The sequence below is a fragment of the Micromonospora sp. CPCC 205546 genome, assembly GCF_036902715.1.
GTDB lineage: Bacteria > Actinomycetota > Actinomycetes > Mycobacteriales > Micromonosporaceae > Micromonospora.
Genome location: NZ_JBAKHL010000001.1, coordinates 40,648 through 55,381 on the forward strand (window position 1 = coordinate 40,648; position 14,734 = coordinate 55,381).

The 14,734-nt window shown below is 72.6% G+C and carries 11 protein-coding genes; 8 read left to right on the forward strand and 3 right to left on the reverse strand.

Translation table 11 applies throughout. From position 1 onward, the window contains the following. Positions 1-19: 19 nt before the first annotated feature. From V6U77_RS00180 to V6U77_RS00195, 4 genes are read left to right on the forward strand one after another with little or no spacing between them, the layout of a single operon-like run. The gene (locus V6U77_RS00180) at positions 20-1,348 is read left to right on the forward strand and encodes an ABC transporter substrate-binding protein (protein WP_334603990.1); all 1,329 of its coding nucleotides are present in this window, start codon (positions 20-22) and stop codon (positions 1,346-1,348) included. 6 nt (positions 1,349-1,354) lie between these two features. After that, positions 1,355-2,320: a carbohydrate ABC transporter permease gene (locus tag V6U77_RS00185; RefSeq protein ID WP_334603991.1), complete on the forward strand. Its 966-nt coding sequence runs from the start codon at positions 1,355-1,357 to the stop codon at positions 2,318-2,320. Between the two features lie 10 nt (positions 2,321-2,330). Further along, positions 2,331-3,221: a carbohydrate ABC transporter permease gene (locus V6U77_RS00190; protein ID WP_334603992.1), complete on the forward strand. Its 891-nt coding sequence runs from the start codon at positions 2,331-2,333 to the stop codon at positions 3,219-3,221. Continuing rightward, entirely contained in the window at positions 3,218-4,234 is a 1,017-nt protein-coding gene (locus tag V6U77_RS00195; protein WP_334603993.1) for a glycoside hydrolase family 43 protein, read from the forward strand. The genes V6U77_RS00190 and V6U77_RS00195 overlap by 4 nt, the downstream gene beginning before the upstream one ends. Before the next feature lie 142 nt (positions 4,235-4,376). Here the strand turns inward: V6U77_RS00195 and V6U77_RS00200 are convergent, their stop codons facing one another. Then, positions 4,377-5,879, reverse strand: a complete 1,503-nt coding sequence (locus tag V6U77_RS00200) for an amino acid permease (RefSeq protein ID WP_442934341.1) — start codon at positions 5,877-5,879, stop codon at positions 4,377-4,379. Positions 5,880-6,190: 311 nt separating this feature from the next. Here V6U77_RS00200 and V6U77_RS00205 point away from each other — a divergent pair, with 311 nt between their 5' ends. Further along, positions 6,191-7,855 (forward strand): glycoside hydrolase family 10 protein, encoded by a 1,665-nt coding sequence (locus V6U77_RS00205; protein ID WP_334603994.1) that lies wholly within the window; start codon positions 6,191-6,193, stop codon positions 7,853-7,855. A gap of 179 nt (positions 7,856-8,034) precedes the next feature. Next, complete coding sequence (locus tag V6U77_RS00210) at positions 8,035-8,571, forward strand: phospholipase (protein ID WP_334603995.1); 537 nt, start codon at positions 8,035-8,037, stop codon at positions 8,569-8,571. 100 nt (positions 8,572-8,671) lie between these two features. Here the strand turns inward: V6U77_RS00210 and V6U77_RS00215 are convergent, their stop codons facing one another. Next, positions 8,672-11,509 (reverse strand): ATP-binding protein, encoded by a 2,838-nt coding sequence (locus V6U77_RS00215; RefSeq protein ID WP_334603996.1) that lies wholly within the window; start codon positions 11,507-11,509, stop codon positions 8,672-8,674. A 194-nt stretch (positions 11,510-11,703) separates the two neighbouring features. Further along, positions 11,704-11,922 carry an FmdB family zinc ribbon protein gene (locus V6U77_RS00220; RefSeq protein ID WP_334603997.1) on the reverse strand — a complete coding sequence of 73 codons (219 nt, stop codon included), beginning with the start codon at positions 11,920-11,922 and terminating at the stop codon, positions 11,704-11,706. Between the two features lie 56 nt (positions 11,923-11,978). Between V6U77_RS00220 and V6U77_RS00225 the strand changes: the two genes are divergently transcribed. Further along, a complete protein-coding gene (locus V6U77_RS00225) occupies positions 11,979-13,571 on the forward strand; it encodes a lytic transglycosylase domain-containing protein (RefSeq protein WP_334603998.1) in 1,593 nt (530 codons plus the stop codon). A gap of 72 nt (positions 13,572-13,643) precedes the next feature. Continuing rightward, positions 13,644-14,660, forward strand: a complete 1,017-nt coding sequence (locus V6U77_RS00230) for a GNAT family N-acetyltransferase (protein WP_334604209.1) — start codon at positions 13,644-13,646, stop codon at positions 14,658-14,660. Positions 14,661-14,734: the final 74 nt, after the last annotated feature.

Here is a 14,734-nt window from a genome sequence, read left to right on the forward strand (position 1 = left end):
CCCAAGGAGCAAAATCCCCATGATGCAGAACGAAATGAGCCGGCGGCGCCTGCTCGGCCTCGGCCTCGGGCTCGGCGCCGCGGCCTCGCTGACCCTGGCCGGTTGCGGCGGTGGCGACGACGACGCGGGCCCGGCGGCCGGCAACGGCGGCAAGGACTACACCGGCCCGAAGGTGGACCTGAAGCTGTGGAACGGCTTCACCGGCGGCGACGGTGAGATCTTCAAGGCGCTGGTGACCCAGTTCAACACCGAGCACCAGAACATCGCCGTCTCGATCGCCACGTACCAGTGGGAGGACTACTACAACAAGCTCCCCGGCGCGGCCTCCAGCGGCGCCGGTCCGGACATCGCGGTCATGCACATGGACCAGCTCGCCACGTTCGCCGCGCGCGGCGTGATCACCGAACTGGACGACGTCGCCAGGACCCTGGAGCTCTCCGAGGGCGACTTCGCCCCCACCGTCTGGAAGGGCGGGCTCTACAACTCCAAGCGTTACGGCATCCCGCTGGACATGCACCCCCTCGGCTTCTACTACAACAAGGGGGTCATGCAGAAGGCCGGGCTCGACCCGAGCAAGCCGCCGACCACCAAGGACGACTACACCGCCGCGCTGACCGAGCTGAAGAAGTCCGGGGTGCAGGGCTTCTGGGTCAGCCCGTTCCAGTTCACCGGCGGCATGACGTTCTACTCGCTGCTGCACCAGTGGGGCGGCAGCGTCTTCGACGCCGAGGCCACCAAGGCCACCTTCAACTCCGACCAGGCCGTCGAGGCGTGCACCTGGCTGACCGACCTGATCAAGCAGGGCCACTCCCCGGCCAACGTCGGCCAGGACGCCGACTACCTGGCCTTCAAGAGCGGCAAGAACGCCTTCAACTGGAACGGCATCTGGCAGATCAACGACCTGAAGAAGAGCGCGGACGTCCAGTGGGGCGTCGCGCCCCTGCCGCAGATCGGCTCGCAGCCGGCCGCCTGGGCGAACTCGCACAACTTCACGATCGTCAAGCAGCGGGCCAACGACGCCAACAAGGTCTCGGCGGCGAAGGTCTTCATCAACTGGCTCAGCCAGCACTCCCTGGACTGGGCCAAGGGCGGCCAGGTCCCGGCCCGCAAGGCCGTGCGCGACAGTGCCGACTTCAAGGCGCTGGCCGAGGTCAACGCGCTCGCCCCCGAGCTGGAGTACGCGGCCTTCCCGCCGGCGGCCCCCGGCCTGGGCGAGGTCATGACGACGTTCTACAACTCGTTCAACGAGGCCGCCCTGGGCAAGAAGTCGCCGAAGCAGGCGCTGGACGACGGGGTGGCCAAGGCGAACAAGCAGCTGGAGGACAACCGCAAGAAGTACGGGAGCTGAGTTCCCGTGGCGGACGTGATCGAGGCGGGGGCGGCGCGCGACGGCGCGCCGCCCCCGGCGGCCGGCGCCACCCGCCGGGGCGCCCCCGCGCGCCGGACGGGGCGGCTGACGCCGTACCTCTTCCTCGCCCCGTACCTGCTGCTGTTCGGGGTCTTCGGCCTGCTGCCGATCCTGCTCGGCCTCTGGCTCAGCGTGCACCAGTGGGACTTCCAGTTGCCCAACCGGCCCTTCGTCGGGCTGGACAACTACGCCGAGCTGTTCTCCAGCGAGTCGGCCGTCTACGGCGACTGGTGGCAGAGCGTACGGGCGACGGCGATCTTCACCGTCTTCGCGGTGCCGCTGCTGGTGGTCGTGCCGCTCGGGCTGGCGCTGCTGCTCAACCGCTCGTTCCCCGGCCGGACCTTCTTCCGGGCGATCTACTTCGCGCCGTACGTGCTGGGAGTGGCGGTGATCGGCCTGCTCTGGCGCTTCCTGCTCGACGCCAACCTGGGCCTGGTCAACCGGATCGCCGGCATGGTCGGGCTGCCCTCCGACACCCCGTGGGTGACGGACGTGCCGTGGGCCTGGGTCTCGCTGGTCGGGGTGACCGTCTGGTGGACCTCCGGCTTCAACGCCGTGATCTACCTGGCCGGGCTGCAGGACATCGCGCCGGAACTGTACGAGGCGGCGAAGGTGGACGGCGCGAGCGCCTGGGAACGGTTCCGGCACGTCACGCTCCCCGGGCTGCGCCCGGTGCTGCTCTTCGTGATCACCACGACCGTGCTCGCCTCGGCGAACGTCTTCGGCCAGTCTTTCCTGATCACGCAGGGCGCGCCGGGCACGGAGACCCGCACGGTGGTCTGGTTCATCGTCGAGGAGGGACTGCGGGACAACGACGCCGGCCGCGCCGCCGCGATGAGCATCGTGTTCGCCCTGATGCTGGCGGTCGTGAGCATCGCCAACTTCCGCCTCTTCCGCTACCGGGAAGACTGAGGGGACCGCCATGACGACGCCCACGCGCGCCCCCGCGCCGACCCGCACCGACGCCCCGGCGCCCGGCCGCGCCCCGGGAACCCTGCTGCGGCGGACCGCGCTCTACGCCACCCTGGTCGCGCTCGCCCTGGTCTTCCTGCTGCCGCTGGCGTGGATGGTCATCACCTCGCTGAAGACCTACACCGGAGCCCAGCAGATCCCGCCCACCTGGCTGCCGGACCCGATCTCCGGGTACGGCTACGAGCAGATCCTGAACAACGCGGCCAACCCCGTGCTCCGCTGGTTCGCCAACAGCATGCTGGCCGCCACCGTGCACGCGCTGCTGGTGCTGGCCACCGCCTCGATGGCCGCGTACGCCCTGGCCAGGATGCGCTTCCGCGGCCGCAAGGTGCTCTTCGCGCTGATCGTCGGGACCCTGTTCATCCCACCGACCTCGCTGATCATCCCGAACTTCCTGATCGTCGACGAGCTGAACTGGATCGACACCCTGACCGTGGTGATCGTCCCCGGGGCGGCCAGCGCGTTCGGGGTGTTCTTCCTGCGACAGTTCTTCCTCTCCCTGCCCCGGGAGCTGGAGGAGGCCGCGGTGCTGGACGGGGCCAACCAGTGGCAGATCTTCTGGCGGGTGGTGCTGCCGCTGTCCAGGCCCGCGCTGGCCACCCTGGCGGTGCTGTCGTTCCTCACCAACTGGAACGACTTCCTCTGGCCGATCTTCGTGCTGTTCAGCCCGGAGACGCTCACCCTGCCGCCGGGCCTGGGCCTGCTCCAGGGCTCCTACGTGACCGACTACCCGGTGATCATGGCGGGGGCGGTGCTGGCCAGCGTGCCGGTGCTGATCCTCTTCGTGCTCGCCCAGCGGCACATCATCCAGGGCGTCTCCCGCAGCGGGCTGAAGGGATGACGGTCCGGACGATCCGGCGGCGCGGCGCGGCGGCGGTGCTCGCCGCCGCGCTGCTCGCCGCCGGCTGCGGCGGTGCAGAAGAACCTTCGAGGACGGGAGACGACGCACGCATGTTCACCAACCCGGTCGTACGCACCGACGCGCCCGACCCGCAGGCGATCCGGGTGGGCGACACCTGGTACCTGTTCCACACCAACGCCGGCGGCCGCAACGTCCCGGTGCTCACCTCCACGGACCTGGTCGACTGGACCCCGGCCGGGGACGCCCTGCCGGAACTGCCGGACTGGGCGGACGCCGGAAAGACCTGGGCGCCCGAGGCGATCGAGCTCACCCCGGGCCGGTTCGCGCTCTACTACACCGTCGCCGGGCGCGAGTCGGGGCGGCAGTGCGTCGGGCGGGCCGTGGCGAGCGCGCCGCAGGGGCCGTACCGGGACGACTCGACCGGGCCGCTGATCTGCCAGGCGGAGCTGGGCGGGGCGATCGACGCCAGCCCGTTCCGGGACGCGGACGGCAGCCTCTGGCTGCTGTGGAAGAACGACGGCAACGCCATCGGGGTGGACACCTGGATCTGGTCGCAGCGCCTCTCGGACGACGGGCTGCGCCTGGTGGGCGAGCCGACGAAGCTGCTGAAGCAGACCGAGCCGTGGGAGGGCACCCTGATCGAGGGCCCGTTCCTGCACCGGCAGGACGGGAAGCTGTTCCTGTTCTTCGCCGCCAACGCCTACGACCGCGCCGAGTACGCCGAGGGCTACGCGGTCTGCAAGTCGCCCACCGGGCCGTGCGTGAAGGCCCCGGAGAACCCGATCCTGAAGAGCAACGAGTCGGCCTCCGGGCCGGGGCACGCCTCGATGGTGGTCAAGGACGGGCGCACCTGGCTGCTCTACCACGCCTGGCCGCCGGGCCAGGAGGGCACGGTGGACCCGGGCCGCCAGGTCTGGCTCGACGAGGTCGTCTGGACCGACGGCAAGCCCGTCGTCAAGGGCCCGACGGCAAAGCCCCAGCAGCGGCCCTGACCCGGTGCCCGGAGGGTTTCCGGGGAGCCCGGCCCGCGCAGGGATCAAGCCTGACCGCCCGGAGCGGGCCGGGCTCCCCGGAAACCCCCACCCGCGACAAGCGAAAACCCCCACCCGCGAGGAGCCGGAACCCCGCCCGAGATCAGACGGAAGCCGGTGCCCGGGAGTCGGCGGACGAGGATCGCCGGGCGAGGCGGTTGCGCCGGTAGCCGTAGCCGAAGTAGATCACCACGCCGAGCAGCATCCACGCGGCGAACCGCAGCCAGGTCTCCACCGACAGGTTCAGCATCAGGTAGAAGCAGGCCAGCGCCGAGAAGATCGGCAGCACCGGGGAGAACGGCACCCGGAACGGCCGGTCCAGGTCCGGGCGCTTACGGCGCAGGATCGGCACCGCGACCGAGACCAGCACGAACGCCGCGAGCGCGCCGATGCTGACCAGGTCGGCCAGGGCCGACAGCGGCAGGAAGCCCGCGAGCAGCGCGACCGCCACCGTCATGACGGCCGAGATCCGGTACGGGGTGCCCCAGCGCGGGTGCACCTTCGCGATCGACGGCGGGATCAGCCCGTCGCGGCTGATGGCGAAGCCGATCCGGCCCATGGCCACCAGGTCGACCAGGATCACGCTGGTCAGGCCGGCGACGGCGGCGATCGAGACGAGGATGCCGGCCCACTCGGCGCCGACCGCGTTGAAGGCCGCCGCGATCGGGGCGCCCCGGTCGATCTCGGTGTACGGCACCATGCCCACCACGACCAGCGAGACGCCGATGTACAGCACGGTGGAGATCAGCAGCGTGCCGAGCAGCCCGAGGGTGAGGTCCCGGCGGGGCCGCTTCGTCTCCTCGCCGAGGTTGGCCACCGCCTCGAAGCCGGTGTACGCGAAGAAGACCACCGCCGCGGCGCTGAGCACGCCCACGAAGCCGAACACCGAGGGCTCCAGGCCGAAGAGCGCCTGCGTCACGGGCTGCTTGATGCCGTCCTCGCTGCCGTCGGCGGGCTCCGCCGCGGGGATGAACGGGGTGAGGTTGGCGGCCTTCACGAAGAACAGGCCGGCGACCACGATGAAGACGCAGATGGCGACCTTGACCAGCACCAGCAGGTTGGTCACCCGGGCCGACTCGCGGATGCCGACGATCGCCACAACGCCGAGCAGCAGCACGATGCCGATCGCGCCGACGTTGACGATGCTGCCCTCCTCGCCGAACCACGCGGTGGGCAGGCCGACGAGTTCGGCGAGGTAGCCGGACCAGCCCCGGGCGACCACCGCCGCGCCGAGGGCGAACTCCAGCAGCAGGTCCCAGCCGATGATCCAGGCGACGATCTCGCCCATGGTCGCGTACGCGTAGGTGTAGGCGCTGCCGGCGGCCGGCACGCTGGAGGCCAGCTCGGCGTAGCAGAGCGCGGCGAGCAGGGCGACCAGGCCGGCGATGGCGAACGAGATCACCACGCCGGGCCCCGCGCTGTCGCGGGCCTCGATGCCCGTGAGCGTGAAGATGCCGGTGCCGATCACGATGCCGATGCCGAAGCCGGTGAGGTCGCGGGCGCCGAGCCGGCGCTTGAGGCCGGGCCCGCCGTCGTCACCGTCGGCCTCGCTCTGCGCGATCACGTCCCCGATCGGTTTGGTACGCAGCACCGACACCGCGCTCACTCCTCCCACCGTCCGGACCACCCCCGTGGCGGCCGGTGACCGGCGATGCTACCCACGGTGCACCCCCCTCAATCCCCACGTTCACACCAATCCGGTCACCACCGGGAGTGTGCGGCCCGCCACCCTGTGCCCCGTGACCCCGGCCACAGGGGCGAGCCGACGTGGACGGACGGATCGATCCCACCCAGACTCTTGCGCAGAGCCCCGAGGTGTGAAAATTTCCTACCAGCGGCAGTTTGTCATCGGCGAATCTTGCCGTCTGCGCCGCGAACGACCCCTGACACGGGAGCCCCAACGAAGGGACACACCGCATGAAGGCAACTCGGCTCGGAGCCGCCGGGCTGGCCGCCGCACTACTCGGCGCGTTCGTCGCCGCCACTCCGGCGAGCGCGGCCCCCGAAGCGGCGGCCACCGCCGCCTCCACCACCACCTGCGTCACCGATCCGGCCACGCCGAAGCGCCAGTTCCGGGCGATGTGGATCTCCTCGGTCGTCAACATCGACTGGCCGAGCAAGGCTTCCCAGACCTCCCCGGACCGCGTCGCCACGCAGCAGGCCGAGTACCGCCAGCTGCTCGACCTCGCCGAGCGGCTCAACCACAACGCCGTGGTCGTCCAGGTCCGGCCGACCGCCGACGCGTTCTGGCCGTCGCCCCACGAGCCGTGGTCGGAATACCTGACCGGGGTCCGCGGCGAGAACCCGGGCTGGGACCCGCTGAAGTTCGTGGTCGAGGAGGCGCACAAGCGCAACCTCGAGTTCCACGCCTGGTTCAACCCGTACCGCATCTCCATGCCCGCCCCGGGCGGCGCCGGCGCCGACATCAACCAGCTGGCGCCGAACCACCCGGTGCGCGAGCACCCCGAGTGGAGCTTCGCCTACCCGCCGGCCGGGGTCGCCGGAAGCCGGCTCTACTACAACCCCGGCATCCCCGAGGTCCGCGAGTTCGTGCAGACCGCGATGATGGACGCCGTCAAGCGGTACGACGTCGACGGCGTGCACTTCGACGACTACTTCTACCCCTACCCGAGCGGCACCCACCAGGTGCCCGACGACGCCACCTTCGCGGCGCACAACCGGGGCTTCACCGACAAGGCCGACTGGCGGCGGGACAACATCAACCTGCTGATCCAGGAGATGAACGCCAAGATCAAGGCCGAGAAGCCGTGGGTCAAGTTCGGCGTCAGCCCGTTCGGCATCTGGCGCAACCAGTCGGCCGACCCGCTGGGCTCGGACACCACCGGCAGCCAGTCGTACGACATCATCTCCGCCGACACCCGCAAGTGGGTCAAGCAGGAGTGGATCGACTACATCGTGCCGCAGCTCTACTGGTACATGGGCCAGTACCCGGCCGCCGACTACACCCGGCTGGTGCCGTGGTGGGCGGACGTGGTCAAGGGCACCCGGGTGCAGCTCTACATCGGGCAGGCCGACTACAAGAGCGGTGACCCGGTCTACGGCTCGTTCTGGATGAACCCGCAGGAGTTGTCCAACCACCTGACGCTGAACCGGCAGTACCCGGAGGTCCTGGGCAACGTCCACTTCTCGGCCGTGCAGGTGCGGGCCAACCGGCTCGGCGCGACCGACATCTACGCCGCCGAGCACTACTCCCGTCCGGCGCTGATCCCGACCATGTCGCACCTGCCGAAGAAGCCGCTGCTCATGCCGGTGGTCACCAAGGCCGCGCGGCAGGACGACGGGGTCCGCCTGAGCTGGCGCCAGCCGGCCGACGGCGTGGGCCCGCTCGGCACCGCCGCCTCGTACGCGGTCTACCGCTTCGACGGGCTCGGCCTGGCCGGCCGGTGCGACTTCGCCGACGCGGCGCACCTGGTCGACACGGTCCGCGCCGACGCGGGCACCCGGACGCAGTCCTGGGTGGACACCACCGCCGAGGCCGGCAAGCGGTACACCTACTACGTGACCGCGCTCGACCGACTGGCGAACGAGAGCCCGGCAAGCCCGCCGGCGTTCGTCCGCTGACGTCCCACCGGATGCCCCGGGTGCCCCTGGCGCCCGGGGCATTCGTCTGTTTCGACGCCTGTCACCAAATCTCGGTGGGCACCGCATCCCCCGCAGGCATTCATGATCGACACTGTTCGGCACTCCGGTGACCCACCGGTAACCCCCGTCCGCCCGCACATCCCCCCGCGGAGGTACCCGTGCCCAGACGCCTCACCACCCTGCTCGCCTCGGCCGCGCTCTCGATGCTCTTCGTCTTCGGGGTCTCCTCCCCCGCCGCCGCCGTCACGACCTCGCAGAAGCTGTCCGTCCTCTCCGGCTGGACGCAGACCAGCGCCACCAGCTACAACTCCTGGAACTCCGGCCGGCTCAACCAGGGCGCCTGGGCGTCGTACGGGTTCAACTGGTCGACCGACTACTGCTCGTCCAGCCCGGACAACCCGCTCGGCTTCAAGTTCAGCCTCTCCTGCTACCGGCACGACTTCGGCTACCGCAACTACAAGGCGATGAGCCGGTTCTCGGCGAACAAGGCCCGCCTCGACAGCGCCTTCTACGCCGACCTGAAGCGGGTCTGTGCCACGTACAACGCCGCCGTGCGGCCCGCCTGCACCAGCCTCGCCTGGACCTACTACCAGGCCGTCAGCGCCTTCGGCTCCGTGGCCGCCGTGCAGCAGGCCGACATCGACCGCGCCGCCCGGATGAAGGCCGACGCCGAGCGCCGCGCCGGCCTGAGCTGACCCCAGCCGTACCGCCGAGGGTCCGCGTCCCACCCGAGGGGCACGGACGCGGACCCGGCGCGGACGCGAACCCGCAATCGGCGCGCGGGCGGCCCGACCGTCAGGCGTGGCCCGTGTGGTGCCGGCGCAGGTCCGGGGTGACGGGCTGGCGCGGAGCCACCCGGGCATGACCGGCGCCGAACCGCGCCGAGCCCACCGCCAGGTCCGGATGCTCGACGGCGAGGGCCAGGGCCGCCGCCTCCTCCAGCCCCAGCTCGGTCCCCTCGCCGTACGCGCCGTCGAAGGCCGCGTCGCCCAACTCCCGGCGCAGCTCCTCCTGCCGCTGCGCCCAGTACCCCCCGTAGATGCCCGGGGTGCAGCGCATCTTCGCCCGCGTCGCCCCCGCCGCGCCGAACAGGCGGGCCGCCGTCAGCCCGTCGCCGCCGGCCGCGCAGCGCACCGCCATCGCGTTCAGCGTGTCGCAGGCCCGACCGTGGAATCCGTGGCTCATCCGCGAGCGGAGCGCCACCTGCAGGTGCTCGTGCGCGGCGACGAGGTCCCCCCGCGCCAGGGCGACCATCCCGAGCAGCATGTCGACCGAACGCCGCCCCCGCTCCACCGGGCGAGCCGCCTCCACCGGGCGGGCCGCGCCCAGCAGCTCGGCCGCCTCCTGCAGGGCATCCCGCCGCCAGAGCAGCTCGGCCAGACTCAACACGCCGAAGAGCGCGTCGCCGAGCACCTCCTGGCCGGACGCCCAGTCGATCACCTCGCGGCAGATCCGCTCGGCCTCCGCGAACTGTCCCATGTCGACCAGCGGGGCCGCCCGCCCGGCGAGCACCCGGGCGAGCAGGCCGGCGTCGCCCGCCTGCCGGGCCGCCGCCTCCGCCCGCTGGGAGTAGCGCAACTCCTCGCCGAACTCGCCGTCCGCGCCGGCGTGCAGGGAGTGCATGTGGTACGCCGCCGCCAGCTCGGCCTCCGGGATCCGCTCCCCCGTCTCGGCGATCCGCCCGTACAGCCGGAACAGCCAGAGCCGGCCCTCGCGGGCCAGGCCCCGCTCCCGCCACCACTGGTCGAGGCCCCCGGCCAGCCGCAGGCCGGCCCGGGCACTGCCGCCGGTGGCGCACCAGCGCAACGCGGCGCGCAGCTCGCCGGCGAGCGGGTCGAGGGCGTAGAGCGACAGGGTTACCGGCCGCCCGTCCGGCCCCAGGTGGGCGCGCTCCAGCGCGTGTGTCGACCACGCCACGTGCCGGTTGCGGGCCGACTTCTCCTCCCCCGCCTCCACCAGCCGCCGCGCCGCGTACGCCCGGATCGGGTCGAGCATCCGGTAGGTGCTGCCCGAGGCGTGCGGCTCCGCCAGCACCATCGACTTGTCGACCAGCACCGAGAGCGGATCGAGCGGATCGTCGCCGAGCAGCCACTCCACCGCAGCCAGGTCGACCGGGCCGGCGAAGACCGCCAGCCAGCGCAGCAGCCGGGCGGCGCGCGGCCCCAGCGTGCGGTACGACCAGGTGACCGTGGCCTGCATGGTCAGGTGCCGTTCGGTGGCGGAGCGCTGCACCCCCCGGACCGCCGGGCTGGGCGGCGCCATCCCCACGGCCGCGGCCACCAGGTCCACGGTGTCCTGCCGGTCGGCCGGCCGGCCCGGCTCCACCGGGGGCGGGTCCGGGTCCTCCCGGCCCGCGTCCAGGGTGCCCAGCACGTCGTCGAGGCGCTCGGCGAGCTGCCCGACGGAGAGCACCCGCAGCCGGGCGGCGGCCAGCTCGATGGCGAGCGGCAACCCGTCCAGCCGCCGCACCACCCGCCGCAGGTCGGCGGACTCGGCCGGGTCCGGCGCCCGGCCGCCCCGGGCCGCCGCCGTGCGGTCCAGCAGCAGCGCGACCGCGTCGCTCTCCGCCCCGTCCGCGGGCGGGTCGACCGACAGCGAGGGGATCCGCCAGACCACCTCGCCCGGCAGGCCGAACGACTCCCGGCTCGTGGCGAGCACCCGGACGCCCACCCCGCCGGCGAGCAGCCGGGAGATCACGTCCGCCGACGCGGCCGGCTGCGCGTCGCAGGTGTCCAGCAGGACGAGCATCCGGCGCGCCGCCGCGTACTCCACCAGCGTGTCCACCATGGGGCGCCCCGGTTCGGGACGCAGGCCGAGCACGGCGGCGACCTCGAAGGCCACCAGGCCCGGATCGGTGACCGCGGCGACGTCGACGAACCAGACACCGTCCGGATGCGACTCCACCAGGTCGACGGCGAGTTCCACGGCCAGCCGCGTCTTGCCCGCGCCGCCGGCCCCGAGGACGGTCACCAGCCGGTGCGCCTGCACCAGCCGCTTCAGCTCGGCGCGCTCGGCGTGCCGGCCGACGAACGAGGTGACCGGCGTGGGCAGGTTGTGCGCGGTCGCGTCGGCGGTGCGGGGCCGCGGGAACTGCCGCTCCAGGCCGGGGGCGACCAGCTGGTAGAGCCGCTCCCGGTCGTCGAAGCCACGCAGCCGGTGCAGGCCGAGGTCGATCAGGGACGCGCCCGGCGGCAACGGCTGCACGTGCCGCGCCGTCGACGCCGAGCAGAGCACCTGGCCGCCGTGGGCGGCGGCGGCGACCCGGGCCGCGCGGTGCACCTCCGGGCTGACGTACTCGCCGTCGCGCGGCTCCGCCCAGCCGGTGTGCAACCCCATGCGGACCCGGGGCATGGCGTCGGCGGTGGGCCACTCGTGACTGGCCAGCGCCCGTTGCGCGGTCAGGCAGGCGGTCAGGGCGGCCGTCGCGTCGTCGAAGGCGAGGAAGAACGAGTCTCCCTCGGTCAGCAGCTCCGCGCCCTCGGTCGCGGCGATCGTGTGGCGCAGCAGGCGCCGGTGCTCCCGCAGGACCGGCCGGTATTCGGGTCCGAGCAGCTGGGCCAGCCGGGTGGAGCCCTCGATGTCGGTGAAGACGAAGGTCACCAGCCCGCTCGGGAGGTGGATCCGTGGCGACATGGTGGAACCTCCGCCCGTGACGTCGGACTCATGCTGCCTGATACCGGACCATCACGCATCGTGAGAACAGCCGGACGGGCCCGACCCCGCGGAATTCGTCCGCCCCTGGCTGCCCGCTGGGGACGCGCCGACGGCGGCTCGGGGCGGAGGACCGGCCCGGGCGGGCGGGGCGGGACGACCGGCGGACCGGCCGGTCAGCAGCCGCAGCCACCGCCACAGCAACCCCCGCCGGCGGACGCCGGCGCGCCACCGGTCGCCCCGCCGCCGCGGCCGGTGACCGCGACGGTGGAGAGGAGCTTGACCGTGTCGGCGTGCCCCTGCGGGCAGGACGCCGGCTCAGCGGCCCGCGCCATCGGACGGTTGACCTCGAAGGTGTCGCCGCAGGCGCGGCAACGAAACTCGTACCGGGGCATGGCACCAGGGTACGACCGGTCCTGACGTACGGGGGGACATGGGTGATACTCAACTTGTGGCGGACGGCGAGGACAGGACGACCCTTCGGCCCCTGCGGCCGGCGGCCCCGGTCGACGGGCCGCTCGCGGGTTCCGGCGCCGCGCCCGAACCCGCGACGCGGTTGCCGCGCCCCCGCCGCCCCTGGCTGAGATCCACGGCCGCCGGCGACACGAAGCCGGCCGCCGACACCGGGCCGGCGACCGAGCCCACCGCCGAGGCGAAGCCGGCCGCCGACACCGGAACCAAGCCAGCCACCGAGCCCACCGCCGAGGCGAAGCCGGCGGAGAAGGCGAAGCCGGCCGGAAGCGCGAAGCCGGCCGAGAGCGCGAAGCCGGCCGACGACGCGAAGGCGATCACCGGGACCAGGCCAGCCACCGAGCCCGCCGCCGAGGCGCGGCCGGGGGAAGAGACGAAGCCGGGCGAGAAGGCGAAGCCGGGCGAGAAGGCGAAGCCGGGCGACGTGCCGGCCGCCGACGCGGGACCGGCCACGACCGGTGAGCCGGACGGCAGCGCCGGCACGGCCGCGAAGCCGGGCGACGGGACCGCCCCGGGCACGAAGACCGACGGCGCGGCCGGGGCCCCGACGGCCGGGTCCGGGGCGAAGACCGGTGACGACGCCGGTGCGGCGTCGGCGACGGGCGACCTCGCGGAGACGAAGGTCGACGTGCCCGCCGCGAAACCGGCCACCGGGCCCCGGCGCCGCAGGGTGCAGTTCGCGCACGCCGTACGCCGGCCGCCGCACCGCATCGCGATGACCGCCGCCCGCGCCACCCGCGACTGGTCGCGGCGCCCCAGCGGCCGACTCACCCTGCCCGGGGTGTTCCTGCTCGCCCTGGTCGCGGCGACGGCCGCGGCGGGCGCGCTCCTGGTGCCCGCGACGGCCCGGGGGCCCCGTCCGGTCGCGGTCGACGCCACCTCCGTCGCGCCGACCACCGTTCCGCAGGCGCCGCTGCCCGGCGGCACGCCGCTACCCGGCGGGACGGCTCTGCCCGGCGGCACGGTGCCGGCCGGCCCGCCCCCCGGCGGGATCACCGGGCGGCCGTCGGACGCGCTCGCCGGCTGGGCCGCCGAGGTCGGCCCGAAGGTCGGCATCTCGCCGGTGGCCATGCAGGCGTACGGCTACGCCGAGGTGGTGCTCGCCCAGACCAACCGCAGCTGCGGGTTGAGCTGGACCACCCTGGCGGCCATCGGGTTCGTCGAGTCGGGGCACGGTCAGGCCAACAACGCCCGGCTCGGCCAGGACGGCAAGGCGCTGCCCGAGATCATCGGCCTGCCGCTGGACGGCAACGGCGGCCGCATGCGCATCCCCGACACCGACCGCGGCGTGATGGACAAGGACCCGGTCCTCGACCGGGCGGTCGGGCCGATGCAGTTCATCCCGACGACCTGGCAGGAGATCGGGGCCGACGCCGACAACGACGGCGTCAAGGACCCGCACGACCTGGACGACGCCGCCCTCGCCGCCGGCAACTACCTCTGCAAGGGCGGCCGGAACCTGACCATCCCCGCCGACTGGTGGAACGCGATCCTGTCCTACAACGACGTCCGCCGCTACGCTCAGGACGTCTACGACACCGCCAACCGGTACGGACAGGCCAGTCGCACGTGAAGTGATCGTCCGCATACATTGGAGGACCGGACACTTCCCCCGGGCAGCGGTTAGCGGCAAGCTAGACGGGTGATGGTGCGCGAGTGGGACCCCAGGACCGCGTCGTCCGCCGAGATCGCGTCGCTGCTGGGCACGCTGAACGCGGTCCTGGCGGTCGATCTGCCGCAGGATCCGCCGTGGCGGGAGAGTTCCATGCGGGAATACCTCGCCGAGGTGATGCCCGGTGAGCGGCGGATCTCCTGGGTCGCCCAGGCGGAGGCGGAGGCGGACGGCACCCCCGGAGCGATCCTGGGCCACGTGCACGTGCTGCTGCTCGGCGACATCGGGGTGCTGGAGGTGCTCGTGCACCCGTCGGCGCGGCGCACAGGTCTCGGCCGGGACCTGCTCCTGACCGCCGCCCGCCGGGTCTACCAGGAGGGCTTCCAGTCGATCGGGGTGGAGGTGGTGGGCGACACGCCGGCGATCGCCTTCTACGAGTCGCTCGGCTTCTCCAAGGAATACGTCGAGACCCGCAGCGTGCTGGACCTGTCCGGGGTGGACTGGGCCGAGCTGGCCGAGATGGCCACCGGCATCAGCGCGGGCTACCACCTCCAGTTCCACCCCGGCGGCCCGCCGGACGAGCTGATCGAGGCGTACGCGCGGGCCAAGGCGGAGGTGCGCGACGTCGAGGACGGCGAGCTGCGCCCCAGCTCGTACGACCCGCAGCGGCTGCGGGACAGCTTGGACTGCCTGCACCGGCGGGGCATGAGGCCCTACATCGTGCTCGCCCTGCACGAGCAGACCGGGGAGGTGGCCGGGCTGACCGAGGTGGTCGTGCCGGTCCAGCATCCCACCCGTGCCGACCAGTACGACACGATCGTCGTGCAGAACCACCGGGGCTACGGCATCGACCGGGCGATCAAGGCGCGGATGCTGATGGAGCTGCGGTCGGCGGAGACCGAGCTGACCGAGGTGCAGACCTGGAACGCGCAGGCCAACGAGGCCATGCTCAAGGTCAACGCCGAGTTGGGCTACCGTCCGGACCGCGAATGGTGCGAATACAGCATCGACGTGGCCGAGCTGGTGCACCGCCTCGACGCCGGCCGCTGACCGGAGAGTTCACGAAACTGTCCGGTGGGGGATGGACGGCGGTCAGCACCGACCCTTAACGTGCGTTAGTTCCC